The organism is Caulobacter sp. FV2ye17ST, from assembly GCF_058680955.1.
The window spans coordinates 594,759-620,623 of record NZ_CM178727.1; the positions used below are offsets into that span (position 1 = coordinate 594,759).

Below are 25,865 nucleotides of genomic sequence, written 5' to 3' on the forward strand. Positions count from 1 at the left end.
GCCAGGTTAGAGCCTCGACCTGCTCCGTCGCAAGGGTTGGATCAGGCCGCGACCTCTTCGTCGGCGTCGTCGCTCAGCAGGGCGCTGAGCACGATGGCCAGGCGCTCGGGCTTGATCGGCTTTTCGACCACGTCCTGCATGCCGGCCGCCAGATAGGTCTGGACGTCGGCGGGATCGGCGTTGGCGGTCAGGGCGACGATGGGGGTGATGGCCGGGCGGCCGCCCATCTCGCGAATGGCGCGGGTGGCGGTGACGCCGTCCATGCGCGGCATCTTGATGTCCATCAGGATCAGGTCGAAGCGGCCGCTTTTGGCCATTTCGACGGCTTCCACGCCGTCGACCGCCTGTTCGGAGGTGCAGTCGAACATGTCGCACAGCGCCTCGGCGACCATGCGGTTGGTGGCGTTGTCGTCGACGATCAGGATGTGGGCGGCGCGGGCGTCGATGGTCGGTTCGGCCGGGGGCGCAGCGTCGATCTGCGCCGACGGGGCGACAAAGGCGAAGCGCACGGTCAGGCCGGCGCCGCGATTGGCCTCGGCCTTCACCTCGCCGCCCATGCCGCGCATGATCCGGTGGGCCAGGGCCATGCCTACGCCCAGGGCCATTTCGGTGCGATCCTCGATGCGCGAGGCGCCCAGCGGCGCGAAGACCCGCGCCAGGCGGTCCTCGGCCAGGCCCGCGGCGTTGTCGCGGACGCTGCCGTCCAGATGTACGCCATCAATGCCGATGCGGGCCTGCAGGCAGGCCTCGATGACGCCGCGGCCGCTGGCCAGGGCGCTCTCGATCAGGGCGTCGAACACCTGCAGCAGGCGCTCGCCGTCGACCTCGACGCCGCATTCGGGCTCGCCGTCATACGAGAACAGCAGGGTGGATCCGCCCTCGGCGGCGCGCGCCGACCAGCGGGCTTCGACCGCGTCGGCCAGATCGCGCAGCCGCACGGGCCGGGCGATCATCGGCAGCTGGCCCACGGCCGAGCGGTGCAGATCGATGGCGCGGCCCAGCATGGCGCCCATGTCGCGGCTGGTGTCGCCTATGGCCCGGACAAAGGCGCTGGCGTCCGGCGTCAGGCGCTGCTGCTCCAGACGCTCGGTGATGGCCAGGACGCCGTTGAGGTGATGCGTGATGTCGGTGGCCATGCGCTCGACCAGCGCCATGGCGTCCTTGGCCTCGCGCTGGCGGCGTCGATAGGAGGCCAGCAGCGAGCCGAGCCCGCCCACGCCGACATAGTCGCCGGCCTGGTCAACGGCCACGAACGCGGTGCGGAACACCGGAGAGGGGCTATCGGCGAGGCCGTCGACGAAATCGCCAAGTTCGGTGTCGATCTTCACCCGGCGCGGATCGGTGTCCATGACCTCGACGATCGGACGCGCGCTCAGGGTGTCGCGGGCGACGGCCATCATGCCCATCAGCACATCGCGATAGACCACGCCGGTCGGCGTGGCGCCGTCGGCGACGGCGACCGAAAAAGCTCGGGGATCCGCGTCGAAGATCGCCCATACGTCCTGGCAGGACGTGGTGGAGGCGACCGGCGGACGGCGATCAATGAGACGAGATAGCGTTTCCATGCGGCCGCTTCGCTGGCGTCTGTGAAGGATCACCTTGCCTGCTTCGCCCTTGCGGAGTCGTTAAGTCGCGGCCGATTCCCGGGAAAGCTGTTTCAGGCGCACCCCGATGTCGCGGCGAAGGACGGGTGGCCGGGCCATAAAAAGGGGCGGCGGGATGACCCGCCGCCCCCGAAAAGAGCGTCCTGTCAGGGACGGTCGGCTACCACTTCTTGGTGATGCTCACGCCGTAGAGGCGCGGCTCCTGGGTGATGACGTTGGTGAACAGACCCGAGGAGTCGTCGCTGGTGTAGGCGTCGATGATCGGAATGTCGTTCAGCAGGTTCTTCACATAGGCGTCGACCTCCAGGCCCCATTCCGACTTCTCGAGCTTGAGGGTCAGGTTGGCGTTGTCCCAGGCTTTGATGCGGTCGTAGTCGGTGTTGTAGACGCGGGCGTACTGGCCCGTCTGGCGGTAGTAGTCGCCGCGCAGCGTAGCCGACCAGCCGGCCGCCATGTCCCAGCGATACTGGGCGCCGACCGAGGTCGTCCAATGCGGCGAGCTGGGCAGCTCGTTGCCGGAGATGTCGGCGCTGGTGCCCTCGATCGAATAGCCCGCGCCGTAGTTATAGAGGCCGGTGCCGTTGGCCAGGAAGTTGGCCGTGGCCGCCGGAACGCCGCGGCTCTGCAGGAAGCCGGAGAACACCGCCGGACCGCCGCAGGCGAAGGGCAGGGTGCCGCCCTGGCCGATGGCCAGCAGGGTGGCGACGCCGGCGCTGGCCAGCACGCAGTTGGCGCCGACGCTGGCGTTGGGCAGGCTGGGCCCGACCTTGACCAGGGTATAGGCCGCGTTGCCCTGGGTGCGGTCCATCGTGTCGATCGACTTCACGCCCTTGCCGATCTCGGTGTGCAGGTAACCGATATTGGCGTTGAGGCGCAGATTGTAGACCGGCGACCAGATCGACTCGAACTCCAGGCCATAGACCTTGGCGTTGACGTTCTCGTTGACCGAGGTGCGGTTGACGATCTTCGAGATCTGGTAGCCCTGATAGTCGTAGTAGAAGCCCGTCGCGTTCATGATCAGGCTGCCACCCATCAGGGTGTTCTTGGTGCCCACTTCGAACGCGTTGACGAATTCCGGATCGAAGGTCTGCGGGATGCCGATGGCGTTGTCCGGCACGCCCGGATTGATGCCGCCGCCCTTGTAGCCCTTGGAATAGAAGGCATAGACCAGGGTGTCGTCGGTCATCGACAGCTCGGGCTTGTAGTCGAAGCCGAAGCGGCCGGTCAGTTCGCTGAAGCTGACCTTGGCGGTCGGCGTGACCGGGTCGAGGACCAGGCCGGTGCCGGGGCTGAGCAGCACGGTCTTGTAGTTGTCGACTTCCTTGCGGTCGCGCGTCTGGCGCAGGCCCAGGGTGAACTTCAGCGCGTCATTGGCCTGCCAGTACAGTTCGCCGAACAGGGCGTCCGACTTCAGGCGATAGGGCGTGCGGTTGTCATAATAGTTGTGGCCCGAGCCGTCGGGCGTGGCCCCGGTGTCGATGCCGATACAGGTCGTCGGCAGGGTGACCGGATTACAGTTGGGGTTGCCGCCATTGCCGGCCGTCGTGGCGTTCAGGGCCAGGGCCGACAGGGTCAGCGAGTTGCCGATGACATAGTAGTCGGTGACCGACTCGTAGTCGAAGTGGATGCCGCCGATGTTGAAGTTCAGCGGGCCATCGAAGTTCGACGACAGGCGGAATTCCTGGCTGAACTGTTCAGCCGTGTTGGACGAGATGTCCAGCGTGGTGAACTTGTTCGTCCGGCCCGTCTGCGGATCGGTGAAGAAGCCGCCCGGCGTGAAGGGCGTGTTGTTGAACGGTACGACGGAGACGTTGCGGTTGTAGTCCTGCTTCGAATAGACCGAGTTCTCGCTGTATGACGTCATCGCCGTCAGGGTGAGGTAGTCGGTCAGGTCGTAGTTCAGGGTGAACTGATAGACGTCGGACTTGGACTGATAGATCGGGTCGAACGACGACTCGAACTTGTTCAGGTCCTTGTCGGTCGTGTCACCGGCGTTCACGTCGCCGCTGGTGAAGCCGAAGATGTTGCCCAGCTCGCCGGTAAGCGTGCCCGAGCTGTTGACCGTGCCGTAGGCGTTGTTGCTGTACAGCGAGCCGGCCAGGCAGCCCTGGGTCAGGAAGATGCGCGCCGCGCCGGTGGCGACGCCGCCGACCGTAGCCGGACCGTTATCCTTGGTGCAGAGCTGCTTGCCGGTCCGCGAACGGGCGTCGTCCTCGTCGAAGCGTTCCCACAGGAAGTTGGTGCGCAGCTTTTCGGTGGGGTTGAACATCACCGAGATGCGGGTCGAGTACAGGTCCCGGTCGTCCACCTTGTTGCCGGTGAACGTGTTGGTCATGTAGCCGTCGCGCTTCAGATAGGCGCCGGCGGCCCGGATGGCGAGCTTGTCGCCGAAGATGGGCAGGTTTACCATGCCGCGGACCTTCTGGGTCCCGTAGTTGCCGACTTCGGCGCGGGCCATGGCTTCGAAGGTGTCCGTCGGCTTGGCGGTGATCAGGTTGACCACGCCGCCGGTGGCGTTGCGGCCATACAGCGTGCCTTGCGGGCCGCGCAGAACTTCCACGCGCTCCATGTCATAGAATTCGGCTTCGAACAGGTTGCCCGACTGCTGGGGGGCGTTGTTCAGGTGGACGCCGACGCCGGCGTCGGCCGCTGCGCCGACCGCCCGGGCCCCGATGCCGCGGATCTGGAAGTTGAAGCTGTTGGTGAAGTTGCTCTTGGCGAAGCTGACGTTCGGAATGGCGAGCTGAAGATTCGGACCCCCGTCGATCTTCTGGGCTTCAAGCGTATCCTGGCTGAAGGCGGAAACCGCGATCGGCACGTCCTGAAGGGCTTCTTCCTTCTTCTGGGCGGTGACGACCAGTTCCTCGATGACCGTGGACTGCTGACCGGTCTGGGCCAGCACGGGTGTGGCGACGGCTGCCAGCACGGCCGCCGAAGCGCCCATAGCCAGCAGGCTCCGCAAACGCGAAGATTGCGACATTCGAATTCCCTCCCTGAACGCCGCGAGTCCTTATGCGGACTTCTGCGGACGTCGTTTGTTTCCTCGGCGCCGTACAATTCACGCTACGCGGGCGTACGGCTGACCCCTCGCAGCATTGGAGGATTGCATACTTGCGTTCTTTGACTGTCAACTGCCGCCAGCCTAAGTGAACGGCGATAGGTTACGCCTTTTCACTTTCCCCGGCGTCACGTTCTCCTGTTTGGGGCAAGTTTCCACTACGATTAGAAAAGTCGGTTTGGCGTTTACCTTAAGGCAGCCTCGGTCCCGGCTCCCAAATACCGGGCGCTGTAAAGAGTATCGTCCTCTCGCGTCGCGCGATTGCGGACTTGGGTATTGGGCGCGCTGACGGGTTTTCGGGGGTTTTCGGGCCCTACCCGGCGGTCGCATGACCCTGTCGAAACGCTGGACCGTTTCGAGCCGTCGCCGCCTCGTGTAGAGGGAGCCATGGCTTTCTGTTTCCATCCTTTTGCAGCCCGGCGCGCGCCGGGCCGGAGATCCGTCCATGACTGACGCCGCCCTGGTGCTGTTCTCCGGCGGCCAGGACAGCAGCGTCTGTCTGGCCTGGGCGCTGGAGCGTTATGCCCGCGTCGAGACCGTGGGCTTCGACTATGGCCAGCGGCACGTCATCGAGATGGAGGCGCGCGTGGCCGTGCGTCACCAGATCGCCGCCCGCTTCCCGCACTGGGCCGAGCGTCTGGGCGAGGATCACGTGCTGGACCTCAAGGGTTTCGGCGCGGTCGCCGAAAGCGCCCTGACCGCCGACCGGGCCATCGAGATGACCGATCGCGGCCTGCCCTCGACCTTTGTGCCCGGCCGCAACCTGGTGTTCCTGATCTATGCTGCGGCCCTGGCCGATCGGCGCGGCATTCCGGCCCTGGTCGGCGGCATGTGCGAGACCGACTTCTCGGGCTATCCCGACTGTCGGCGCGATACGCTGGACGCGATGCAGACCGCGCTGAACCTGGGCATGGATCGCGACTTCCGCATCGAAACCCCGCTGATGAAGCTGACCAAGGCGGAAACCTGGGCCCTGGCCAAGGCTCTGGGCGGCGAGGACCTGGTCGACCTGATCGTGATCGAGAGCCACACCTGCTACCGGGGCGAGCGCGGCGACCTGCACTCCTGGGGCCACGGCTGCGGCGAATGCCCGGCCTGCGACCTGCGCCAGAAGGGCTATGAGGACTGGGACGCCGCCGGCCGCGCGGTGCTGGCCCCGTGACCTACACCGTGAAGGAAATCTTCCTCACCCTGCAGGGCGAGGGCGGTCAGGCGGGCAAGGCGGCGGTGTTCTGCCGTTTTTCCGGCTGCAATCTGTGGACCGGTCGCGAGCAGGATCGCGCCAGGGCCGTCTGCACGTTCTGCGACACCGACTTCGTCGGCACGGACGGCGAGAACGGCGGCAAGTTCGCCACGGCCGAGGCCCTGGCCGACGCGGTCGAGGCCCAGTGGACCGGCGGGCCGAACGACCGGCTGGTTGTCTGCACCGGCGGCGAGCCGCTGCTGCAGCTGGATCCGCCGGCCATCGCGGCTCTGCACGCCAGGGGCTTCATGATCGCGGTGGAGAGCAACGGCACCGTCGAGGCGCCTGACGGCATCGACTGGGTCTGTATCAGCCCCAAGGCCGACGCCCCCGTTATCCAGACCCGGGGCCAGGAGCTGAAGCTGGTCTATCCGCAGGACAAGGCCCTGCCGGAACGGTTCGAGAGCCTGGATTTCGAGCGGTTCTACCTGCAGCCGATGGATGGTCCCGACCGCGACCGGAACACGCAATTGGCGGTCGCCTATTGCCTTTCCCACCCCCAATGGCGTTTAAGCGTCCAAACACACAAATATCTCGGCCTGCCCTGACGGATAAGGCGCTCGACCTGGTGACAGGGTCGTTGCGCTAGAGCCTCCCAGGCCCTGTCAAAAGAAGTACCTGATGAAGCCCGTCTTCGAGATCACGAAGGCCGCGACGTTCGACGCGGCCCACTATATCGAGCAAGGTCCCGCCGACCATCGCTACCGCAAACTGCACGGCCACTCGTTCAAGGTGGAGGCCAGCGTGAAGGGGCAGATGCAGGACGCCGGCTGGGTCGCCGACCTGGAGGGCCTGGACACGGCGCTCAAGGCCGTGGCCACCGAACTGGATCATGGCCTGCTGAACGATCGCCCCGGTCTGGAAAGCCCGACCCTGGAGCGTCTGTGCCTGTATTTCGCCGAGCGCCTGACGCCGACCTTTCCGGGTCTGTCGCGCGTGGTGATCTCGCGCCCGACCATCGGCGAAAGCTGCGCCCTGTCGCTGTCCTGATCGGAGGTCGCGGTGCTCACCCATCTGATGCAGGACGCCGCAGAGCTACCTCAGGCCTGGCGTTCCCGGGTTCTGGGGCGCACGGGCGGCGCCAACATCAAGATCATCCGCATGGACGAGGCGGGCATCCCCACCGAAAGTCATCCGGACTTCGATGAAGGGTTCCTGGTGGTCGAAGGGCAGATGACGCTCGAGATCGACGGGCGTCCGATCCCCATGACGGCGGGTGATTTCTACCTCGTGCCGGCGGGACAGGCCCATAGCGTGCTGCCCGGCAGCCGTGGCGTCCTCTTCCTGATAGACGCCGAATAGGCGCGTTCAGGCCAGGGAGCGTTGGAGCCTCCGGGGAGGTCTAGCGCGAGCGCTTCCACTCTTCGTATTCGCGCTTGTCGCGGTCGGCGGCGCTTTCGCCCGGGATCACGGCCTTGCCGGTGGCGACGACAGCCTTGCCGCCGACCTTGGCGGCGCCCCCGACCACAGCGCCGGTGAGGCCGATGGCGGTGCCGGCCACGGTGCCCACGGCGCCGGCGGCCATGCAGCCCTGCAGGGCCAGGCCCAGCGTAACCAGGGCGAGGGTGGAAATCAGACGTTGGGCGGTCATGGCTCGCTTATCCCGACTAACAGCGGCCCCATGATGGCTAACAGGTCTTAAGACCGGCTTAGCCGAAGTCGGAGTCGATGGAGATCGCATCCTCGTCGCGCCGCCAGGGTCCCTTGTATCCGGCGGCGACGTGGCGGCGCCGATCGGGGCCGAAATAGCCCTCGCAGCGGATGAACGGACGGGGCTGGTCGATCAGCTGGGTCAGGCGATGGACCAGGCCGCGGCCCGTGACAGGCTTGGTCAGGAACTCGTTGACCCCGGCGTCGCGGGCGTCCTGGACGCGCCGCATCGTCGAATGGCCGGTCACCATCAGAACCGGCGCGAAGGGGTTGGGGCTGTCGGGCGAGCGGCGCAGCAGTTTGACGAACTCGATCCCGCCCAGCAGGCCCATCTTCAGGTCGGTGATGACGATGTCGATCGGCACGCGCCGCATCATGTGCAGCGCCTCGGCGCCGTCGATGGCCTCGAAGATGTTCCGCACGCCGATGGCGCGCAGCATCTCGGTCAACAGCAGCCGCATGTGCTGGTTGTCGTCAACGAGAAGGATTTTCAGGGTGTCGAAGCGCACGCGTTTTCTTGAGCCCTGACGCGCACTAGCGCAACCTATGCGCGAACCTACTGTTGGATGTCCGCATGGGAAGAAGCATTACAGCGTCGCAATGTACAAGGTCAACCCAGAAACCTGAGTGTTTTCAATCGATCAGGTCGCGCTCGGCAAAGTTCGCAGATCAGCGGTCTTAAAGGCGGTCAGTCTGGCCGGGGCGAAAGGCCCCGCCGCCGGTCTGGGCGCGATGGCGCATGAAGGCGTCGGCCAGCACGCAGGCGGTCATGGCTTCCACCACCGGCACGCCGCGAATGCCCACGCAGGGGTCGTGACGGCCCTTGGTGCGCAGCTCGACCTCCTCGCCGGCCTCGTTGACCGTGTCGCGCGGGATCAGGATCGAGGAGGTCGGCTTGAAGGCCACGCGCGCCACCACCGGCTGACCGGTGGAGAGCCCCCCCAGCACGCCGCCGGCATGGTTGGTCAGGAACACCGGACCGTCGTTGCCCATCCGCATCTGGTCGGCGTTGTCCTCGCCGGTCAGGGCCGCCGACGCGAAGCCTTCGCCGATCTCGACGCCCTTGGCGGCGTTGATCGACATCAGGGCCGCGGCCAGCTCGGCGTCCAGCTTGCCATACAGCGGCGCGCCCCAGCCGGCCGGCACGCCGGTGGCCTCGACCTCGACGATGGCCCCGGTCGAGGAGCCGGCCTTGCGGATCTTTTCCAGGTGCTCTTCCCACACCGGAATGATCGCCGCGTCGGGCGACCAGTAGGGGTTGTTGTCGACCTCGCTCCAGTCCCAGCGCGAGCGGTCGATGGCGTGCGGGCCGATCTGCACCAGGGCCGCGCGCACCGTGACCCCGGGGATCACCAGCCTGGCGATGGCGCCGGCCGCGACCCGGGCGGCCGTCTCGCGCGCCGAGCTGCGGCCGCCGCCGCGATAGTCGCGCACGCCGTACTTGGCGAAATAGGGATAGTCGGCGTGGCCCGGCCGGAAGGCCTGGGCGATCTCGCCATAGTCTTTCGAGCGCTGGTCGGTGTTCTCGATCATCAGGCTGATCGGCGTGCCGGTGGTGCGCTGACCGTCGGTGCGGCCGTCCTCGAACACGCCCGACAGGATCCGCACCGCGTCGGGCTCCTGGCGCTGGGTGACGAACTTGCCCTGGCCGGGGCGACGCTTGTCGAGGAAGCCCTGGATCATCTCGGCCGTCAGGGCGATGCCGGGAGGGCAGCCGTCGACGACGCAGCCGAGCGCCGGCCCATGGCTTTCGCCCCAGGTGGTGACGCGGAACAGATGACCGAAGGTGTTGTGCGACATGGCGGGGCTTCTAGCGGAAACAGATGGGTGGGGCAAAGTACGCGCGGGGAGGGGGATTGCATTTGCCGATAAGGCAACTAAAAATTGCATATCGTGTCGTTGGGCGCTGTGTTCAAGAATGCACTACAAGCCTCCCAAGCCGCCACTTCTGCTGAAGAGTGTTCCGCGATACGGGCAGGTTTATTGGTGCGATTTTTCGATCTCGAATGTCTTGCCGGAGTTCGATGACGTGCATCCGGCGATCGTTATTCGTTCGGGTCAGAAGCTGGATCGTCCGCATCTCGTCCTGCCCATGACGACGATCGATCACACCGGAGATGTCTACGCCTACGAGATGCCGCGCAATCCCAATCCCAAGAAGCCAAACAAGCGGTCCTGGGTCATTTGCAACCAGATTTACACGGTCGCCTCTGAACGTCTTCGCCCGATGGCGGACGTCTATGCCAATCCTCGTTTTCCGACGATCGATCCGGCCGATATGCGCGAGATCGGCAAACGTGTGCGTCTGGCTTTGAACCGGATCATTCTGGACTCGATCGAACCGCCGACCATGGAGCCAGACCCGAGCGCACCTTGATTTTTGGGCCCGATCCCCCTATTGTCTCTTCACGGCCCTGAGGCCGCTGGACGCAAGTCCTTGCCTCCGAAAGGAGGCCTGTCGAAAAGGTCGAAGGCGCAAGCTTTCGGCCTTTTTGCTTTCACCCGCGAACCTTCGCCGCATCGGCCAGGTAAAGCTCCAGGTTGGTCCAGCCCGAGCCGCCCTTCGCCGGCGCCGCGCCATCGGGCTTCTTCGGATTGAGCCCGTGCGCCGCTTCCCACGCATCCGGCATGCCGTCGCCGTCTGTATCCGGTGCGACGACGCCGGGCGCCAGCACGGGCCAGCCACCGACGTCCTGTTCGTTGTTGATGATCTTGCCGCTGCGGTCGCGCACCCCGGCCACGACCCGCGCGTCGACCGTGTCGCGCGCCACCGAAGCCCCGGCGTCGGCCAGCACGCGGTCATAGGCGCTCGCGGCAGGATCGGCGGCGATGGGGGCGATGTCGATCGGAGCCGCCTGGCGATAGCCTTCCACCTGCAGGCCAGTGACCAGGCTCCACGGATCGGCGGGAACCACGCCGTTCATGCTGTTGCCGGCGAAATAGGCCCTGGCCAGGCTGTTGCTCTCGTTGAAGGCGACGGGCTTTTCGGAGCTGGGGCCCATGACATAGGCGTTGTCGACGAAGTTGTAGGCGACCAGCGCCTCCTTGTCGGCGTCATAGCCGGCATGGCCCTTGCCCCAGTTGTAGAAGACGTTGGAGCGGAACTCGATGAAGGCCCCGACCGGGTCCTTGTCAGGCCCGTCATAGTTGCCGGGGCGCGGCATGCGGGCCAGGTGATTGGCCCACAGATTGTGGTGGAAGCTGATCTTCGAACCCTGACCGCCCCGGATCAGACTGCCATAGCCGTGGTCGCCCTTGGCGTGGATCGAGTGGGCCAGGCTTTCGCTGATGATTGACCATTGCACGGTCAGGTCATGAAAGCCTTGGCCCGGATTGTCGAACCGGGCCGAGGCCGACAGGGTCTCGTCCACCGACCAGCTGGCCGACACGTGGTCCAGGATGATCCGCCGCCCCTTGGCCACCCAGATCGCGTCGCCTTCGGTCTTGCTCTCGGCGCCCAGGCGCGAGCGGATGAAGCGGATCACCACGTCGTCGGCGGCCACGATCAGGGTCTGGTCGCGCAGGGTGATACCGCCGCCCGGCGCGGTCTGGCCGGCGATGGTGATCTGGCCGTTGGCGATCTTCAGCGGGCTCTTCAGGGCGATCGTGCCGGCCACCGCGAAGACGACCGTGCGCGGCCCTCTGGCCTCTACGGCGGCTCGCAGGGAGCCTGGGCCCGCGTCCTCCAAGTTTGTGACCCTGATCACCGCCCCGCCGCGCCCGCCGACCGAAAGGCGCCCCGCGCCTTCTGCGCCCGGAAAGGCGATGACCTCCTTCGGCGCGGCGAGGGACGGGCCGGTTGCGCAGGCCGATACGGCGAGTGTCAGGGCGGCGAGTCCGGCGGCGTTCTGAAGCGGGCGGCGCATGCTTTGTTTCATCCCCGACGGACCGGCGACGTCTGTTGCGCCGCCTGAAGGTTCGAGGCGAAAATGCCGGTGGAACTCTGCCTTGTCCACCGGTGTCATTTCCAATGTACGCAACGCCTCTCCCGATCAGCTGGCCTTCATGACGATGTTGATCAGCGGTTTGCGGTCGGGTCGCTGATCGCCTGGCGTCACTTCCAGCCTGTCGATGGAGTCCGCGTTCAGCTTGGCCGGGTCGAGGTTGGCGGGCGCCGGGGCGCCGTTGACCAGCAGGGACATGGCCGAGGCGTCGCCCGTGATCGTGGGCCTGCCGCGGAACACCACACGGCTCTCGCCGCGGGTCGTGATCTGCTGGTCGGCCATGATAGAAATCGGCCGCATGGGGGTGGCCTCGGCGCCCAGCCGGGCCAGGGTGACGTCGACGGTCACCTTGCCATCCGGCTCGTCGAGCGTATCGGTCAGCACCACGCGCTGGATGGCGCCGGCGGGCAGGCGGGTCGGGTCGAAGTCGGCCGGCGGCGCGCGACCGTCCAGCAGCAGCACGGTTCCCGAGGCCCGCAGGCGTCCCTTCACGCTGACATGGCCTTCATGGGCCGATCGGCCCTCGCCCAGGATCTGGACCTTGTCAGCCTCGATTCGAACCCAGACCTTCTGGTTCTTGCCATCCGAACTGATGGTGGTGCTGCTGTGGGAGCTGTTCGAAACGCGATGCTCGGCGGCGGCAAATGAGCAGGCGCCCACGGCGGTCAGGGCGAGCGCGCCTATCGCGACCAATACGGCCTTGCGGGCCAGGCCAGCGGGGCGGCGGGGTTCAAGAATGGCTTTCAGGCGCATGGCGGTCGGGTGTCCTTCCTTGCCGGTAAATGCGGGGTGGGGGGAAGGCGCGGCGCGCAGGCGCAGCACCTGGATCAGGCTGTCGGCATAGTCGCGGCGGGCGACGGCCGGGGCGTCGCTCAGGGCCAGGCGGTCGCACAGCTCCTCGCGCACGGCGGCGGCGCGGATGCGCAAGAATACGGCGGGCGGGACCATCCAGAACAGGCCGCCGACCAGGCTTTCCACCAGCAGCCGCCAGTTGTCGCGCCGCTTCAGGTGAGCCAGTTCGTGGGCGCAGATCAGGGCCAGGCGTGGGGCGTCCAGCCGACTGACCAGGGGCGAGGGCAGCAGGATCACGGGCCTTGAAAGTCCGGCCAACAGCGGCTGGTCCACCAGGTCGCTGACCAGGATCGGCGGCGCGCTGACACCCAGTCGCGCGGCGGCGACCTGATTGGCCTGGACCAGGGCGGCGGGCGCCAGGTGGGCGCCCCGGACAATCCGGGCCAGCCGACGCCGACCCAGCGCCTGGCGGGCGGCGGCCACGGCCAGGCCAGCCGCGGAAGCGGCGATCAGGGCGCCCGCACCCAGCGAAAACAGGTCGGGTAGCCAGGGGCTTTGGGCGGCGAGGTCCACGCTCGCGGCCTTGACCTCCTGGACCGTGGGCGCGACGGCGACGATCGGCGGGGCGACGGAGGTCGGAAGCTGTGAGGCCAGCACCACAAGGCCAAGCGCTGCGGCGGGCAGGGCGCCGGCCAGGGCCCAGGCGCGGGCGCGCGGGCCAGGATCCTCGGTGATGGCGTCGGCGGTCTTGCCCAGCGCCCAGCCTAGGCCGGCGGCGGGCCAGGCGGCCAGTACGCCGATGGCGGTCGAGGTCAGCAGGGCGCTCATGCCTTGGGCTCCTCGGCGGGGGCGTTCAGCAGGGTTTCCAGCTGGGCCAGCTCATCAACGGACAGGATCTGGCTGCCCGAGAACGCCGAGGCGGGGAGGCGGCCGTCGATCTCCAGCAGGCCGCGCAGGCGGTTCAGCACGCCGCCGATCACGTCGACCTTGGCCTTTTGGGCCTCATAGACGGCCAGGCCGTGCACGGACTTTCGCGCCAGAAGGCCCTTGGCGACCATCCGCTCGATAACAGTGCGCGTGGTCGATGGCGTCCAGCCCAGTTCCGGCGCGATCAGGGCCTGAGCTTCGCGGGCGCTCATCGCGCCGCCGCGCCAGAAGGCCTTGAGGACTTCGAGTTCGAGCTCCGAGGGATCGGTCATTGTAAAAAGGGCCCGCGTTGATGTCGTCAGTACGCTACAAATGTAACCAGATGGCGTCAAGTGTCGCTTATTGACCTCGCGCGGGAGACCGCTGAGTTAGGTGGTGAGGCGCGAAGCGGCCGGGATGAACCCGGAGACCGTGATGTGTTTTGTGCGTTTCGGCTCGACCTGTCCGTTTTGGGGCATGGGCAAGGGGCGCTTTCGACCCGTTGCGGACCTTGTAGCTTGGCCTAAGTTGCCCAAATGGACATCATCCTTGCCACCAACACACAGAACCCGTTCCTCGCGCTTACCGATGTGGAACGATACGCAGACGGTTCTGGCTATGGATGCAACATCTCGGTTCGGTCTGCTTGGCTAACGGCCGCCTATCCGTTCTTCTTTGAGTCCCACCCCCTCACTGAGTTCATCGCTGCACTCGGCAAGATTGATCGGACGCTGGAGGGCGAAGCAGTTCTGAAGCCGATGTGGGAGGAGCCTTACATTCGCTTGAAGGGCGATGGCCTTGGCCGGGTTCGCGTCAGTGGTCTGTTGATTGACAATGGTGGGAACGATCAACGAGCGCACTTCGAGTTTGAGGCGGATCAGACCTGCCTTGCTCGACTGATCGCAGACCTCATCGCGGTGTCAGGCAACGATAAAGTATGAGCGCTAAGAAACCTGCAGGGCATATGGACCAGCATCCGCAGAACGACTGGGGCGCGGTCAGCTACGACCCGAGATTCGACGAATACAGCATCCCGTCGGGAGGCGCGCTTCAGTTACTCTTCTACTGTCCTTTTTGCGGTGACCGTTTGCCAGATAGCAAGCGGGACCAATGGTTCGAGCAGCTCGAGGCGCGTGGCGTGGCCGCCCCATGGCAGGACGAACTACCCGCCGAATATCAGACAGACGTATGGTGGAAACTCCCGGCCTGAACGTCCGCTCTCCACCCCAAGCCAAACCCCGCAAGGTCCGCTTCCGCCCCCCGCATCACACCCCTAACGCGGCGCGCGGTCCAGTGAGCGGATATAGGCCGTGAGGTCGGCGATATCGATCGAGGTCAGCTGCTTGCGCGGCATGCGGTAGTGGCCCACCTGCGAGATCGCTTCCAGCTCCCAGTCGAGGCGGGTGTTGCGATAGCGCTCGGCGACGCTGGCGAAGCTGGGCGCGGCGGTGTTGGGGCTGCCGCCGTTGGAGGCCACCGCGTGGCACTGCGAGCATTCGGTCAGGGCCAGGGTCCGTCCGCGCGCCACCAGATCGGCCGGCGAGGGCTCTCCCGGAGACGTCGCGCAGGCGACTAGACTGGCGCCGGCGGCCAGGATGAGGATCAGGCGCCGGGTGGCGATCAGGGATGATGACATGGTGACGCTCGGGCCCAGTGGGGGTCTGTTCCGAGTGTGCGCGCCGGCGGCGGCTTGCAATTGATCGGGATCAATTCCAGCGGCGCTCGCGTGCCTAATCAACCTTTGAAAGCACCCCGCGCAGGGTCTCGACCACCTGGTCCACGTGGCTCTTTTCGATGATCAGCGGCGGCGACAGGGCGATGATGTCGGCGGTCACCCGGATCAGCAGGCCGGCGTCGAAGGCGGCTTCGAACACCTCCATCGCTCGCGCCGTCGGCGCGCCGGCGCGGGGCTCCAGTTCGATGCCGCCGATCAGGCCCAGATTGCGGATGTCGATGACGTGGCGGCCGTCCTTCAGGCTGTGCATGGCCTCCTGCCAGTAGGCCTCCATGCCCGCCGCCCGGGCGAAGAGGTCGTCTTCCTTGTAGGTCTCCAGCGTCGCGATCCCGGCCGCGCAGGCCAGCGGGTGGGCCGAATAGGTGTAGCCGTGGAAGAGCTCGATGGGGGCGTCGGCGCCCTCCATCATGGCGTCGTAGATCTTGCCCGAGGCGGCGACGGCGCCGCAGGGCACGGCCGCGTTGGTCAGGCCCTTGGCCATGCAGATCAGGTCGGGCGTGACGCCGAAGCGGTCGGCGGCGAACGGCGCGCCCAGGCGGCCAAAGCCGGTGATGACCTCGTCGAAGATCAGCAGGATGTCATGCCTGTCGCAGATCGCCCGCAGGCGCTGCAGATAGCCCTTGGGCGGGATCAGCACGCCGGTCGAGCCGGCCACGGGCTCGACGATGACGGCGGCGATGTTGGAGGCGTCGTGCAGGGCGACGATCTTTTCCAGAGTGTCGGCCAGGTCGGCGCCGTGCTCGGGTTCGCCTTTCGCAAACTGGTTGCCGGCCACGCCGTGGGTGTGGGGCAGGTGGTCGACGCCGGTCAGCAGCGAGCCGAAATACATCCGGTTCTTGGGGATGCCGCCCACCGAGATGCCGCCGAACCCGACGCCGTGATAGCCGCGCTCGCGGCCGATCAGCCGGGTCTTGGTCCCCTTGCCCCGGGCGCGGTGATAGGCCAGCGCGATCTTCAGGGCGGTATCGACCGACTCCGAGCCGCTGTTGGTGAAGAAGATCCGGTCCAGACCCTCGGGCGTCACCTGGGCCAGCTGGCTGGCGAAGGCGAAGGCCAGGGGGTGGCCCATGTTGAAGCAGGGGGCGTAGTCCATCTCGGCCGCCTGCTTCTGGATCGCCTCGCGGATGCGGGCGCGGTCGTGGCCGGCATTGACGCACCACAGGCCCGAGGTGGCGTCGAGGATCTCGCGACCTTCAGGCGTTTTGTAGTGCATGTCCTTCGCGGACGAGAGCATGCGCGGATGGGCCTTGAACCGCCGGTTGGGCGTGAACGGCATCCAGAAGGCGTCGAGGTTGTTGGCGCCGAAATCGGGCATGGGCGGTCTCGAAGGCTGGGCCGGGGGCTGGCGTCGGGCGAGGGATCATGCACTGTGATCGCAATTGACCGCTTTCTGGAAGCCCCTTCGTGCCCGCCGCCCCGCAAAGACGCGCCCTGGCCGATTCCACGGCCGTGCATGACCAGGTTTATGACGCCATCCGTCAGGCCCTGATCACCGGCCGCATCGCGCCCGGCGTCGGGGTCAGTCTGCGCAGCCTCGCCGCCGAGCTGGGGGTTTCGCCGATGCCGGTGCGCGACGCGGTGCGGCGGCTGGCGGCCGAGCGGGCCCTCGCGATCAACCCGGCCAACAAGCGCCTGTCAGTGCCGTCCCTGACCGCCGACCGGCTGGAACAGCTGTCCCAGGCCCGGCTTTGGATCGAGCCGGAGCTGGCCGCGCGCGCCGCGCCCCGGGTCGACGAGGGGCTGATCCGAACCCTGCAGGCCATAGACGCCCGACTGGACGCCGCCCTCGCGGTCGGCGACGTCGACGGCTACATGACCGCCAACCACGCCTTTCACTTCGCGATCTATGAGCGGTCGGGCGCCGATGTGCTGCTGTCGATGGCCGGCGGGCTGTGGCTGCAGATCGGGCCGTTCATGCGGGTGGTGTTCGGACGCGTCGGCACCGGCAGCCTGCCGGCTGACCGCCACGCCGAGGCCATCGCCGCCCTGAAAGCCCGCGACGCCGAGGGCGCCCGCCGCGCCATCGCCGCTGACCTGTCCGAAGGCATGGACAAGATGCGGGCCGCCGTGGAGGCGGGCGCATGAGCGGCCGGCTTGACAGGGGCGCTAGGCCCGCGAACTGTGATCACAGTTTCAGGAAAGCCTGCACGTGACCCTTCCCGCCGCCATCACTGACGCCCTTTCGCGCCTGTCCCTGCCGGGGCTGGCGGTGATTGACGGCACCCGGGTCGAGGCCGCGTCGGGCGAGGTGTTCCACAATGTCTCGCCGCGCGACGGCACGGTGATCAATGACGTGGCCGCCTGCGGTCAGGCCGATGTTGACCGCGCCGTCGCCAGCGCCCGCGCCGCCTTCGAGGACGGCCGCTGGCGGGACCTGGGCCCGCGCCAGAAGAAGGCGATCCTGTTCCGCCTGGCCGACCTGATGGAGCGCGACGCCGAAGAGCTGGCCCTGCTGGAAAGCCTGGACGTCGGCAAGCCGATCCGCGACGCCCGGGCCGTCGATATCCCGCTCGCGATCAACACCTGCCGCTGGTACGCCGAGGCGCTGGACAAGGTCTATGGCGAGGTCGGGACCTCGCCGGTCGACCGTCTCAGCTACGCCGTCCACGAGCCGCTGGGCGTGATCGGCGCGATCGTGCCGTGGAACTTCCCGCTGCACATGGCGATGTGGAAGGTCGCCCCCGCGCTGGCCATGGGCAATTCGGTGGTGCTCAAGCCCGCCGAGCAGTCGCCGCTGACCGCCCTGAAGCTGGGTGAACTGGCGCTGGAGGCCGGCCTGCCCCCGGGTGTGCTGAACGTTGTTCCCGGGCTCGGCTCGGTGGCCGGCGAGGCCCTGGCCCTGTCGATGGACGTCGATATGATCGCCTTCACCGGCTCGGGCCCTGTGGGCCGGCGGCTGATGGAGTATTCGGCGCGGTCGAACCTCAAGCGGGTGTCGCTGGAGCTGGGCGGCAAGTCGCCCCAGATCGTCTTCGCCGACTGTCCCGATCTCGACGCCGCCGCCCAGGCCGCGGCCTGGGGCGTGTTCTATAACCAGGGCGAGGTCTGCACGGCCGCCTCGCGCCTGCTGGTCGAGGCCTCGATCAAGGATGACTTCCTGGCCCGCGTTGTCGCCGTCGCCAGGGACATGGTTCCGGGCGATCCCCTGGATCCCGACACCGTGTTCGGGGCCATGGTCAGCGAGCGGCAGATGAACACCGCGCTGGACTATATCGCCACCGCCGACAGCCAGGGCGGGCGCCGGGTGCTGGGCGGACAGCGGGTGCGCAGGGAGAGCGGCGGCTTCTATGTCGAGCCGACCATCTTCGACCGCGTCGAGCCCGACTCCACCCTGGCCCGCGAGGAGGTGTTCGGGCCCGTGCTGGGGGTGATGACCTTCAGGACCGAGGACGAGGCGATCGCCCTGGCCAACGACACCGTCTATGGCCTGGCCGCCGGGCTTTGGACCTCGGATATCAACCGCGCGCTTGGCGGCGCGCGGAAGCTGAAGGCCGGTCTGGTCTGGGTCAACGGCTGGGACGCCTGCGACATCACCATGCCGTTCGGCGGCTTCAAGCAGTCGGGCTTCGGCCGCGATCGCAGCCTCCATGCGTTGCACAAGTACGCCGACCTGAAGTCGGTGTCCGTGACGCTGAGGTGACCTGATGAAGCTTGTAGAAACCGCCGCCTTTATCGATGGCCTCTGGATCGAGGCCGCCGCCACGTTCGAGGTGACCAACCCGGCCGACGGCTCGGTGATCGCCAAGGTCGCCGACCTGGGGGCGGCCGAGACCGCCGTCGCCATCGAAGCCGCCCATCGCGCCTTCCCGGCCTGGGCCGCGCGCACCGCCAAGGATCGCGGGGCGATCCTGCGGCGGTGGAGCGACCTGATGCTGGCCCATGCCGACGACCTGGCCCGGCTGATGACCGCCGAACAGGGCAAGCCGCTGGCCGAGGCGCGGGGCGAGGTCGTCTATGGCGCCAGCTTCATTGACTGGTTCGCCGAGGAGGCCAAGCGCGGCCACGGCCAGTCGATCCCGACGCCGGACCCCAACAAGCGGCTGATGTCGATCAAGCAGCCGGTCGGGGTGTGCGCGGCCATCGCGCCCTGGAACTTCCCGATCGCCATGATCACCCGCAAGGTCGGCCCGGCGCTTGCGGCCGGCTGCACGGTGGTGGTCAAGCCGGCGGCCGAGACCCCCCTGTGCGCCCTGGCCATCGCCCGGCTGGCGGTCGAGGCCGGCGTGCCGGCGGGTGTGCTGAACATCGTGACCGGCAAGGACGCCAGCGCCATCGGCAAGGCGCTTTGTGATGACCCTCGCGTGCGCAAGCTGTCGTTCACCGGCTCCACACCCGTGGGCAAGACGCTGTACGCCCAGTGCGCGGGCACCATGAAGAAGCTCAGCCTGGAGCTGGGCGGCAACGCGCCCTTCATCGTCTTCGACGACGCCGATCTGGAAGCCGCCGTCGACGGCGCCATCGCCAGCAAATACCGCAACACCGGCCAGACCTGCGTCTGCGCCAACCGGCTCATCGTGCAGTCGGGCATCCATGACGCCTTCGTTGAGCGCCTGACGCAGAAGGTCGCGGCGATGAAGGTCGGCCCCGGGACAGGCGATGGGGTCACCATCGGCCCGCTGATCAACGAAAAGGCGCTGGAGAAGGTCGAGGCCCTGGTCGCCGAGGCGGTGAAGCAGGGGGCCAAGGTCGAGACCGGCGGCGAGCGCCATGGCCTGGCGGGCCTGTTCTATCAGCCCACCGTGCTGACCGGCGCGACGGCAGGGATGCGCCTGTTCAACGAGGAGATCTTCGGCCCGGTCGCCCCGATCGTGAAGTTCGAGACCGAGCAGGAGGCCATCGACCTGGCCAACGCCACGCCGTTCGGCCTGGCGGCCTATTTCTACAGCCGCGACGTCGGTCGCTGCTGGCGGGTGGCCGAGGCCATCGAGGCCGGCATGGTCGGGATCAATGAAGGCCTGATCTCCACCGAGGTCGCGCCGTTCGGCGGGGTCAAGGAGTCGGGCCTGGGTCGCGAGGGCGCGTCCGAAGGTCTGGATGAGTATTTCGAGACCAAGTACCTCTGCTTTGGCGGGGTGAAGGGATGATGTCGGCCGCCGCCCCGTCGTCCACCCTCGAAGGGTTGATGCAGGCCGAAGCCGCGCGCTTCACGGCCGAGCATCCGCGCAGCGTGGCGATGGCGGGGCAGGCGGCGCAGGTCTGGCGCGGCGGCGCGCCGATGCACTGGATGAACGACTGGGCCAGTCCGTCGCCGATCTTCGCGGCCCAGGGCGTCGGGGCCCAGATCACCGATGTCGACGGCAGGCTGTACGACGACTTCTGCCTGGGCGACACGCCGTCGATGTTCGGCCATGGCGACGCGGCGGTGGCCTCGGCGGTGTCGGACCAGATCCGGCGCGGCGCGGGCTTCATGCTGCCGACGGCCAGCGCGATCCTCGTCGGCCGCCTGCTGGCCGAGCGTTTCGGCCTGCCGCTGTGGCAGACGGCCACCACGGCCAGCGACGCCAACCGGGCCGCGATCCGATGGGCGCGCGCGGTTACGCAGCGACCCGGGATCCTGGTGTTCGACGGCTGCTATCACGGCATGGTCGAGGACGCCTTCGTGGTGCTGAGGGACGGCGCGCGGGTGATGAAGCCCGGTCTGCTGGGCCAGGTCCACGACCTGACCGCCACCACCTGGGTCGTGCCGTTCAACGATCTGGCCGCCCTGGAAATGGCTCTGGCCTCCGACCAGGTGGCCGCCGTCCTGGCCGAGCCGGTGATGACCAATTGCGGGATGATCCTGCCCGAGCCGGGCTTTCACGAGGCCCTGCGCCGCCTGACCCGCGACGCCGGGACCCTGCTGATCCTGGACGAGACCCACACCCTGTCCAGCGGTCCCGGAGGCTATGCCGGCCTGCATGGGCTGGAGCCCGACATGTTTGTGGTCGGCAAGGCCATAGCCGGCGGCGTACCGGCCGCCGTCTGGGGCGTCACCGCCGAGCTTTCGGCCCAGATGGACGCGGCTCAGGCGCGGATCGGTCCAGGCCAGTCGGGCATCGGCACCACCCTGTCGGGCAACGCCCTGGCCATGGCGGCCATGCGCGCCATGCTGACCGAGGTCATGACGCCCGCCGCCTATGACCGCATGCTGACCGGCGCGGAGCGGCTGGTGGCCGGGCTGAACGGTGTGATCGCGGCGCGCGGCCTGCCCTGGTCGGTGGCCCATGTCGGGGCGCGGGTCGAGCTGGTCTTCGCCGATCCTCCGCCAAAAAACGCCGCCCAGATGCGCAAGGCTCTGGACCACGACCTCGTGGCCGCGCTTCATCTGTGGCTGATCAATCGGGGCGTGCTGATCGCGCCCTTTCACAACATGATGCTGGTGTCTCCGGTGACTGAAGATGCGTCGATCGACCGGTTGGTCGCGGCGGTCGACGGCTTCGCCGGGGCGCTCGAGGGCCTATCCGCATGACGTCCCCCATGGTCGCCGATCCCCAGGAATGCCGCGACTTCCTCGCCGCCAACCCGCAGGTGCGGTTCGTCGATGTGTTCTTCACCAGCATGACCGGCGTGCCGCGCGGCAAGCGGCTGCGGGTGCATGAGCTGCAGGCCATCTATGACTATGGCCGCTTCCTGCCGGGCTCGATCCTGGTGGTCGACACCACCGGCGCCGATTGCGAGGACACGGGCCTGGTCTGGGAGGACGGCGACGCCGACCGCCGCGCGCGGCCCGTGCCCGGCACCCTGACCCTGGCCCCCTGGCTGGGCGACGACATGGCCCAGGTGATGTTGTCGCTCTACGAGCTGGACGGTACGCCCAACGACTTGGATCCGCGCCACGTGCTGCAGAGGGTGCTGGACCGCTACGCCGCCGACGGGCTGACGCCGGTCGCGGCCTGCGAGCTGGAATACTACCTGGTCGACCTGGAGCGCACCGCCGATGGCGACCTGCAGCCCCCCAAGTCTCTGCAGACCGGTCGTCGCCCGCACGGCATCGAGGTCTATGGCCTGCCCGAGCTGGAGGCCATCGCGCCGTTCCTGCGCGAGCTGTGGGACACCGCCGACGTCATCGGCGTGCCGCTGGAAGGCGCGATCTCGGAGTTCGCGCCCAGCCAGGTGGAGCTGACCCTCAAGCACAAGCCCGACGCGCTGCGGGCCTGTGACGACGCCCTGCTCTACAAGCGCATGGCCAAGGGCGTGGCCCTGCGCCACGGCTGCGAGGCGACCTTCATGGCCAAGCCCTGGGCCGACCGGGCGGGCAACGGCTTCCACGTCCATGTCAGCTTCAACGACGCGGACGGAAATAACCTCTGCGCCGACGAAGATCCTGAAGGCTCGCCCATGCTGCGCCACGCCATCGGCGGCATGAAGCAGCTGCTGGGCGAGGGCATGGCCATCCTGGCGCCCAACGCCAACAGCTATCGTCGCTTCAAGGCCAACAGCTATGCGCCGGTCGCGGCGACCTGGGGCGTCAATAACCGCACGGTGTCCTTGCGCATTCCGGCTGGTCCGGCCCCGACGCGCCATGTCGAGCACCGCGTCGCGGGGGCCGACGGCAATCCGTACCTGGTGATGGCCGTGCTGCTGGCCAGCGCTCACCACGGCCTGACCCACAGGATCGATCCGGGCCCGGCGGTGGTCGGCGACGGCTATGCCGCCGCGGCCAAGGAGAAGTCGCGTCTGCCGTCAAACTGGTTCTCGGCGGTGGATCTGTTCGATCAGTCCGCGGTGCTTCGTGACTATCTGGGTGATCGCTTCGTGGACATGTTCGTGTCCGTAAAGCGGACCGAACAGGCGAGGTTCTTCGAGGTGGTCACCAGCCTCGATTTCGATTGGTACCTCCGCAACGCCTGATGGCGAAGTGGAGCGGAGCTTGGCGTGAACCGTCGGCGGAGGCCGGCATCAAACGGAACGGACAGGGGAGTTTCGAGACCATGGGCACCATCACTCAGAGAGGCATGAACCGCCGGTCGCTGCTGACGGCCACGGGCGCCGCCGCCATCGGCCTGACCTTCACCGCCTGCGGCGAGAAGCCGGCCGCGGCGACGGGCGGCGAGGAAGCCAAGCTGAACTTCTACAACTGGGACACCTATATCGGCGACACCACCCTGGCTGACTTCAAGAAGGCCAGCGGCGTCGACGTGAACATGAGCCTGTTCGCGACCAACGACGAGTTGTTCGCCAAGCTGAAGGCCGGCAATCCTGGCTTCGATGTGATCGTGCCCTCCAACGAGTTCGTCACCCGCATGGGTCAGGCGGGCCTGCTGGAAGTGCTGGACCACAGCAAGATTCCCAACCTGAAGAACGTCGATCCGGCCTTCATGAACCCGGAATACGACCCGGGTCGTAAGTTCTCGATGCCTTATACCTGGCTGGTGCTGGGCATCGGCTATCGCAAGAGCAAGGTGAAGGGCGTTCCCGACAGCTGGAAGTACCTGTTCGACAGCGACCAGTACAAAGGCAAGATCGCCCTGCTGTCGGAAAGCGCCGACCTGATCCGCCTGTCGGCCAAATACAAGGGCCACAGCGTCAACAACATCCCGCCCGAACTGGTGGCCGAGATCGAGAAGATGCTGATCAAGCAGAAGCCGTTCGTCAAAGCGTTCCATGACGACAACGGCCAGGACATGCTGGCCTCGGGCGAGGTGGATCTGGTCCTGGAATACAACGGCGACATCGCCCAGCTGATGACGGAGGACGAGGACGTCGGCTTCGTGATCCCCAAGGAAGGATCGCTGATCAACTCCGACACCCTGTGCATCCCCAAGGGCGCGCCGCGGCCGCTGAACGCCCACAAGTTCATCAACTACCTGCTGGACGCCGAGGCCGGGGCGACGATCTCCAAGACCATCCTCTATCCGACGCCCAATGCGGCGGCCAAGGCGCTGATGCCGGACGACTACAAGAACAATCCGGTGATCTTCCCGCCGCTCGACGTGATGGCCAAGTGCGAATACGGCGCCTTCGAAGGGGCCGAAAAGGCCAGCCAGTACGAGGAAGTCATGACGCGGGTGCGGGCGGCTTAGGGGGCGAGCCAAGTCCTCCCCCCAGCGGGGGAGGCGGCCGAAGGCCGGAGGGGGAAGTGCTGCTGAGTCAGCCCGACTTCCCCCTCCGTCGACTGCGTCGACACCTCCCCCGCTGGGGGGAGGATTTTAGGGGGACCACCCATGGAACAGAGCTGGAAACAGGCCAAGGCGGTGTTCGCGGGCGCGCTGGGCCCGCCGCTGTTCTGGCTGGTGTTGTTCTTCCTCGTGCCGCTGGCCATCGTCTGGGCCTACAGCTTTGGCAACAATGACGGCCTGACCGAGATCGCCATCACCGGCACGTTCAAGAACTACGCCCGGGCGATCGAGCCGCTGTACCTGAAGATCTTTGTGAAATCGGCTTGGGTGGCGGCCATCACCACGGGGCTGTGCCTGGTGATCGGCTTCCCCGTCGCCCTGGCCATCACCTTCGCGTCCGAGAAGACCAAGACTTGGCTGCTGCTGCTGATCATGCTGCCGTTCTGGACCAACCTGCTGATCCGCACCTACGCCCTGATCGCGGTGCTGCGCACCGAGGGCTACGTCAATATGGGCCTGGAATGGCTGTGGAACGGCATGGGCGGGATCGCGCCGCTGCTGGGCCTGGCGCCGATCGGCGACTTCCAGCCGCTGGAGCTGCTGCACAACAATTTCGCCGTCATCCTGGGCCTGATCTACGTCCACCTGCCATTCATGGTGCTGCCGCTCTATTCGGCGCTGGACCGGCTGGACAAGTCGCTGCTGGAGGCCAGCCTGGATCTGGGCGCCGGCCATATGCGGACCCTGTTCAAGGTGGTGGTGCCGCTGGCCCTGCCGGGCATCGCGTCTGGCGTGCTGATCACCTTCATCCCGGCGCTGGGGGCCTATCTGACGCCCGACCTGCTGGGCGGTCCCGACAGCCAGATGATCGCCAATGTCATCGAGCGCCAGTTCAAGCGGGCCAATGACTGGCCGTTCGGCGCGGCGATGTCGTTCCTGCTGATGTATCTGACCTTCATCGCCATCGCGATCCAGGCGGTGCTGTCTCGCAAGACTCCGGAGGCCAAGTGATGGCCAAGCTTCGCAAGAATGCGCCCGGTCCGCTGGAATATCTCCGCCGCTGGCAGATGCAGGCCTGGCTGGCGGCCGTGGCGATCTTTCTCTACGCGCCGCTGATCGCCCTGATGGCTTTCAGCTTCAACGACAGCCGGCGCAACATCGTCTGGAAGGGCTTCACGCTCAAATATTACGAGAAGGCCTTCAACAACGACGGGCTGATCGAGGCGTTCGGCAACAGCCTGACCATCGCGGCGGTGTCGACCGTGGTCAGCGTGGCGCTGGGCGCGATGGTTGCGCTGGCCCTGTGGCGCTTCCGCTTTCCCGGCAAGACGGCCCTGAATGGGGCCCTGGCCCTGCCCATCGTGGTGCCCGAGATCTGCATGGGCGTGGCCATGCTGGTGTTCTTCGCCAAGGTGATGCCGTGGCCGCAGGGCATGGTGTGGCCGTTGAACCTGGGGGCGATCATCATCGCCCACGTCTCGTTCTCGTTCCCGTTCGTGGCGGTGGTGGTGCGGGCCCGCATGACCAGCTTCAACCGCGAGATGGAGGAGGCGGCCCGCGACCTGGGGGCGGGCGAGTGGCGGACGATCCGCGACGTGATCCTGCCGCACATGGCCCCGTCGCTGGTGGCCGGGGCGCTGCTGGCCTTCACGCTGAGCCTGGATGACTTCGTCATCACCTTCTTCACCGCCGGACCCGACACCGTGACCTTCCCGGTGAAGGTCTATTCGATGGTCCGCTTCTCGGTGACGCCCGAGGTCAACGCGGCCTCGACCATTCTGATCGTGCTGACCGTGATCCTGACGGCCGTCGCCCTGAAGCTGCAGGGCAATTCGGCCGCGACGGCGGGCCATGGGGGAGAGAAGTCGTGAGCATTATCACCTTCGAGAACGTCA

General features: G+C 67.0%; 24 protein-coding genes and 2 pseudogenes. 16 read left to right on the forward strand and 10 right to left on the reverse strand.

The annotated features are described in order from the left end of the window. Positions 1 to 41: 41 nt before the first annotated feature. Complete coding sequence (locus ACW17V_RS02915) at positions 42 to 1,565, reverse strand: response regulator (RefSeq protein WP_492107390.1); 1,524 nt, start codon at positions 1,563 to 1,565, stop codon at positions 42 to 44. Between the two features lie 199 nt (positions 1,566 to 1,764). Then, a complete protein-coding gene (locus ACW17V_RS02920; protein WP_492107391.1) occupies positions 1,765 to 4,584 on the reverse strand; it encodes a TonB-dependent receptor in 2,820 nt (939 codons plus the stop codon). Between the two features lie 523 nt (positions 4,585 to 5,107). Here ACW17V_RS02920 and queC point away from each other — a divergent pair. The 4 genes and pseudogenes from queC to ACW17V_RS02940 all read left to right on the forward strand — a co-directional run. Next, on the forward strand, positions 5,108 to 5,824 hold the full coding sequence (queC, locus tag ACW17V_RS02925; RefSeq protein WP_492107392.1) for a 7-cyano-7-deazaguanine synthase QueC: 717 nt from the start codon (positions 5,108 to 5,110) through the stop codon (positions 5,822 to 5,824). Next, a complete protein-coding gene (gene queE / locus ACW17V_RS02930; protein ID WP_492107393.1) occupies positions 5,821 to 6,453 on the forward strand; it encodes a 7-carboxy-7-deazaguanine synthase in 633 nt (210 codons plus the stop codon). The genes queC and queE overlap by 4 nt, the downstream gene beginning before the upstream one ends. A 73-nt stretch (positions 6,454 to 6,526) precedes the next feature. Next, positions 6,527 to 6,895 (forward strand): 6-carboxytetrahydropterin synthase, encoded by a 369-nt coding sequence (locus ACW17V_RS02935; protein ID WP_492107394.1) that lies wholly within the window; start codon positions 6,527 to 6,529, stop codon positions 6,893 to 6,895. Between the two features lie 36 nt (positions 6,896 to 6,931). Then, a pseudogene (locus ACW17V_RS02940) lies at positions 6,932 to 7,207 on the forward strand (cupin domain-containing protein); the annotation flags it as partial. A 40-nt stretch (positions 7,208 to 7,247) separates the two neighbouring features. Here the strand turns inward: ACW17V_RS02940 and ACW17V_RS02945 are convergent. From ACW17V_RS02945 to aroC, 3 genes are all read right to left on the reverse strand, one after another. Then, the gene (locus ACW17V_RS02945) at positions 7,248 to 7,496 is read right to left on the reverse strand and encodes a hypothetical protein (protein ID WP_492107395.1); all 249 of its coding nucleotides are present in this window, start codon (positions 7,494 to 7,496) and stop codon (positions 7,248 to 7,250) included. A 58-nt stretch (positions 7,497 to 7,554) separates the two neighbouring features. Further along, the gene (locus ACW17V_RS02950) at positions 7,555 to 8,064 is read right to left on the reverse strand and encodes a response regulator (RefSeq protein ID WP_492107396.1); all 510 of its coding nucleotides are present in this window, start codon (positions 8,062 to 8,064) and stop codon (positions 7,555 to 7,557) included. 169 nt (positions 8,065 to 8,233) lie between these two features. Then, complete coding sequence (gene aroC, locus ACW17V_RS02955; RefSeq protein ID WP_492107397.1) at positions 8,234 to 9,355, reverse strand: chorismate synthase; 1,122 nt, start codon at positions 9,353 to 9,355, stop codon at positions 8,234 to 8,236. Between the two features lie 118 nt (positions 9,356 to 9,473). Here aroC and ACW17V_RS02960 point away from each other — a divergent pair, with 118 nt between their 5' ends. After that, on the forward strand, positions 9,474 to 9,932 hold the full coding sequence (locus ACW17V_RS02960) for a type II toxin-antitoxin system PemK/MazF family toxin (protein WP_492107398.1): 459 nt from the start codon (positions 9,474 to 9,476) through the stop codon (positions 9,930 to 9,932). A 121-nt stretch (positions 9,933 to 10,053) separates the two neighbouring features. On the opposite strand, the gene ACW17V_RS02965 is transcribed toward ACW17V_RS02960, so the two are convergent. The 3 genes from ACW17V_RS02965 to ACW17V_RS02975 all read right to left on the reverse strand — a co-directional run bounded on the left by ACW17V_RS02965 (position 10,054) and on the right by ACW17V_RS02975 (position 13,490). Further along, positions 10,054 to 11,421 (reverse strand): pectate lyase, encoded by a 1,368-nt coding sequence (locus ACW17V_RS02965; RefSeq protein ID WP_492107399.1) that lies wholly within the window; start codon positions 11,419 to 11,421, stop codon positions 10,054 to 10,056. Between the two features lie 126 nt (positions 11,422 to 11,547). After that, entirely contained in the window at positions 11,548 to 13,119 is a 1,572-nt protein-coding gene (locus tag ACW17V_RS02970) for a M56 family metallopeptidase (protein WP_492107400.1), read from the reverse strand. Beyond that, a complete protein-coding gene (locus tag ACW17V_RS02975) occupies positions 13,116 to 13,490 on the reverse strand; it encodes a BlaI/MecI/CopY family transcriptional regulator (protein ID WP_492107401.1) in 375 nt (124 codons plus the stop codon). The genes ACW17V_RS02970 and ACW17V_RS02975 overlap by 4 nt, the downstream gene beginning before the upstream one ends. Before the next feature lie 243 nt (positions 13,491 to 13,733). Between ACW17V_RS02975 and ACW17V_RS02980 the strand changes: the two genes are divergently transcribed. Continuing rightward, positions 13,734 to 14,138 carry a WapI family immunity protein gene (locus ACW17V_RS02980; RefSeq protein WP_492107402.1) on the forward strand — a complete coding sequence of 135 codons (405 nt, stop codon included), beginning with the start codon at positions 13,734 to 13,736 and terminating at the stop codon, positions 14,136 to 14,138. Further along, positions 14,135 to 14,407 (forward strand): DUF6980 family protein, encoded by a 273-nt coding sequence (locus ACW17V_RS02985; protein WP_492107403.1) that lies wholly within the window; start codon positions 14,135 to 14,137, stop codon positions 14,405 to 14,407. Before ACW17V_RS02980 ends, ACW17V_RS02985 begins: the two co-directional genes overlap by 4 nt. A gap of 63 nt (positions 14,408 to 14,470) precedes the next feature. On the opposite strand, the gene ACW17V_RS02990 is transcribed toward ACW17V_RS02985, so the two are convergent. Together ACW17V_RS02990 and aptA are read right to left on the reverse strand one after the other, a co-directional pair. Next, positions 14,471 to 14,833, reverse strand: coding sequence for a c-type cytochrome (locus tag ACW17V_RS02990; RefSeq protein WP_492107404.1), 363 nt, complete (start codon positions 14,831 to 14,833; stop codon positions 14,471 to 14,473). Positions 14,834 to 14,927: 94 nt separating this feature from the next. Continuing rightward, the gene (gene aptA, locus ACW17V_RS02995) at positions 14,928 to 16,247 is read right to left on the reverse strand and encodes an omega-aminotransferase AptA (RefSeq protein WP_492107405.1); all 1,320 of its coding nucleotides are present in this window, start codon (positions 16,245 to 16,247) and stop codon (positions 14,928 to 14,930) included. An 89-nt stretch (positions 16,248 to 16,336) separates the two neighbouring features. Here aptA and ACW17V_RS03000 point away from each other — a divergent pair, with 89 nt between their 5' ends. The 9 genes and pseudogenes from ACW17V_RS03000 to ACW17V_RS03040 all read left to right on the forward strand — a co-directional run bounded on the left by ACW17V_RS03000 (position 16,337) and on the right by ACW17V_RS03040 (position 25,841). Continuing rightward, complete coding sequence (locus tag ACW17V_RS03000; RefSeq protein ID WP_492107406.1) at positions 16,337 to 17,017, forward strand: GntR family transcriptional regulator; 681 nt, start codon at positions 16,337 to 16,339, stop codon at positions 17,015 to 17,017. A gap of 58 nt (positions 17,018 to 17,075) precedes the next feature. Further along, positions 17,076 to 18,572: an aldehyde dehydrogenase gene (locus ACW17V_RS03005; protein ID WP_492108727.1), complete on the forward strand. Its 1,497-nt coding sequence runs from the start codon at positions 17,076 to 17,078 to the stop codon at positions 18,570 to 18,572. A gap of 4 nt (positions 18,573 to 18,576) precedes the next feature. After that, positions 18,577 to 20,016, forward strand: coding sequence for an NAD-dependent succinate-semialdehyde dehydrogenase (locus ACW17V_RS03010; protein ID WP_492107407.1), 1,440 nt, complete (start codon positions 18,577 to 18,579; stop codon positions 20,014 to 20,016). Continuing rightward, positions 20,016 to 21,380, forward strand: coding sequence for an aspartate aminotransferase family protein (locus ACW17V_RS03015; protein WP_492107408.1), 1,365 nt, complete (start codon positions 20,016 to 20,018; stop codon positions 21,378 to 21,380). Before ACW17V_RS03010 ends, ACW17V_RS03015 begins: the two co-directional genes overlap by 1 nt. 8 nt (positions 21,381 to 21,388) lie before the next feature. After that, the gene (locus ACW17V_RS03020) at positions 21,389 to 22,762 is read left to right on the forward strand and encodes a glutamine synthetase family protein (protein WP_492108728.1); all 1,374 of its coding nucleotides are present in this window, start codon (positions 21,389 to 21,391) and stop codon (positions 22,760 to 22,762) included. A gap of 80 nt (positions 22,763 to 22,842) precedes the next feature. After that, on the forward strand, positions 22,843 to 23,934 hold the full coding sequence (locus ACW17V_RS03025) for an ABC transporter substrate-binding protein (protein WP_492107409.1): 1,092 nt from the start codon (positions 22,843 to 22,845) through the stop codon (positions 23,932 to 23,934). A gap of 19 nt (positions 23,935 to 23,953) precedes the next feature. Next, positions 23,954 to 24,075 (forward strand): annotated as a pseudogene (locus ACW17V_RS03030) (hypothetical protein); the annotation flags it as partial. Further along, the gene (locus tag ACW17V_RS03035; protein ID WP_492107410.1) at positions 24,076 to 24,981 is read left to right on the forward strand and encodes an ABC transporter permease; all 906 of its coding nucleotides are present in this window, start codon (positions 24,076 to 24,078) and stop codon (positions 24,979 to 24,981) included. Then, positions 24,981 to 25,841: an ABC transporter permease gene (locus ACW17V_RS03040; RefSeq protein ID WP_492107411.1), complete on the forward strand. Its 861-nt coding sequence runs from the start codon at positions 24,981 to 24,983 to the stop codon at positions 25,839 to 25,841. The genes ACW17V_RS03035 and ACW17V_RS03040 overlap by 1 nt, the downstream gene beginning before the upstream one ends. Positions 25,842 to 25,865: the final 24 nt, after the last annotated feature.

Excerpts from the sequence above, each read along its gene's own strand:
- aroC (WP_492107397.1), bottom strand. The coding sequence starts at position 9,355 with ATGTCGCACAACACCTTCGGTCATCTGTTCCGCGTCACCACCTGGGGC.
- ACW17V_RS03040 (WP_492107411.1), top strand. The coding sequence starts at position 24,981 with ATGGCCAAGCTTCGCAAGAATGCGCCCGGTCCGCTGGAATATCTCCGC.
- ACW17V_RS03010 (WP_492107407.1), top strand. The coding sequence starts at position 18,577 with ATGAAGCTTGTAGAAACCGCCGCCTTTATCGATGGCCTCTGGATCGAG.
- ACW17V_RS02985 (WP_492107403.1), top strand. The coding sequence starts at position 14,135 with ATGAGCGCTAAGAAACCTGCAGGGCATATGGACCAGCATCCGCAGAAC.
- ACW17V_RS03035 (WP_492107410.1), top strand. The coding sequence starts at position 24,076 with ATGGAACAGAGCTGGAAACAGGCCAAGGCGGTGTTCGCGGGCGCGCTG.
- aptA (WP_492107405.1), bottom strand. The coding sequence starts at position 16,247 with ATGCCCGATTTCGGCGCCAACAACCTCGACGCCTTCTGGATGCCGTTC.
- ACW17V_RS02945 (WP_492107395.1), bottom strand. The coding sequence starts at position 7,496 with ATGACCGCCCAACGTCTGATTTCCACCCTCGCCCTGGTTACGCTGGGC.
- ACW17V_RS02960 (WP_492107398.1), top strand. The coding sequence starts at position 9,474 with ATGCACTACAAGCCTCCCAAGCCGCCACTTCTGCTGAAGAGTGTTCCG.
- queC (WP_492107392.1), top strand. The coding sequence starts at position 5,108 with ATGACTGACGCCGCCCTGGTGCTGTTCTCCGGCGGCCAGGACAGCAGC.
- ACW17V_RS02965 (WP_492107399.1), bottom strand. The coding sequence starts at position 11,421 with ATGCGCCGCCCGCTTCAGAACGCCGCCGGACTCGCCGCCCTGACACTC.
- ACW17V_RS02920 (WP_492107391.1), bottom strand. The coding sequence starts at position 4,584 with ATGTCGCAATCTTCGCGTTTGCGGAGCCTGCTGGCTATGGGCGCTTCG.
- ACW17V_RS02990 (WP_492107404.1), bottom strand. The coding sequence starts at position 14,833 with ATGTCATCATCCCTGATCGCCACCCGGCGCCTGATCCTCATCCTGGCC.
- ACW17V_RS02980 (WP_492107402.1), top strand. The coding sequence starts at position 13,734 with ATGGACATCATCCTTGCCACCAACACACAGAACCCGTTCCTCGCGCTT.
- ACW17V_RS03015 (WP_492107408.1), top strand. The coding sequence starts at position 20,016 with ATGTCGGCCGCCGCCCCGTCGTCCACCCTCGAAGGGTTGATGCAGGCC.
- ACW17V_RS02970 (WP_492107400.1), bottom strand. The coding sequence starts at position 13,119 with ATGAGCGCCCTGCTGACCTCGACCGCCATCGGCGTACTGGCCGCCTGG.
- ACW17V_RS03020 (WP_492108728.1), top strand. The coding sequence starts at position 21,389 with ATGGTCGCCGATCCCCAGGAATGCCGCGACTTCCTCGCCGCCAACCCG.
- ACW17V_RS02915 (WP_492107390.1), bottom strand. The coding sequence starts at position 1,565 with ATGGAAACGCTATCTCGTCTCATTGATCGCCGTCCGCCGGTCGCCTCC.
- ACW17V_RS02975 (WP_492107401.1), bottom strand. The coding sequence starts at position 13,490 with ATGACCGATCCCTCGGAGCTCGAACTCGAAGTCCTCAAGGCCTTCTGG.
- ACW17V_RS02935 (WP_492107394.1), top strand. The coding sequence starts at position 6,527 with ATGAAGCCCGTCTTCGAGATCACGAAGGCCGCGACGTTCGACGCGGCC.
- ACW17V_RS03025 (WP_492107409.1), top strand. The coding sequence starts at position 22,843 with ATGGGCACCATCACTCAGAGAGGCATGAACCGCCGGTCGCTGCTGACG.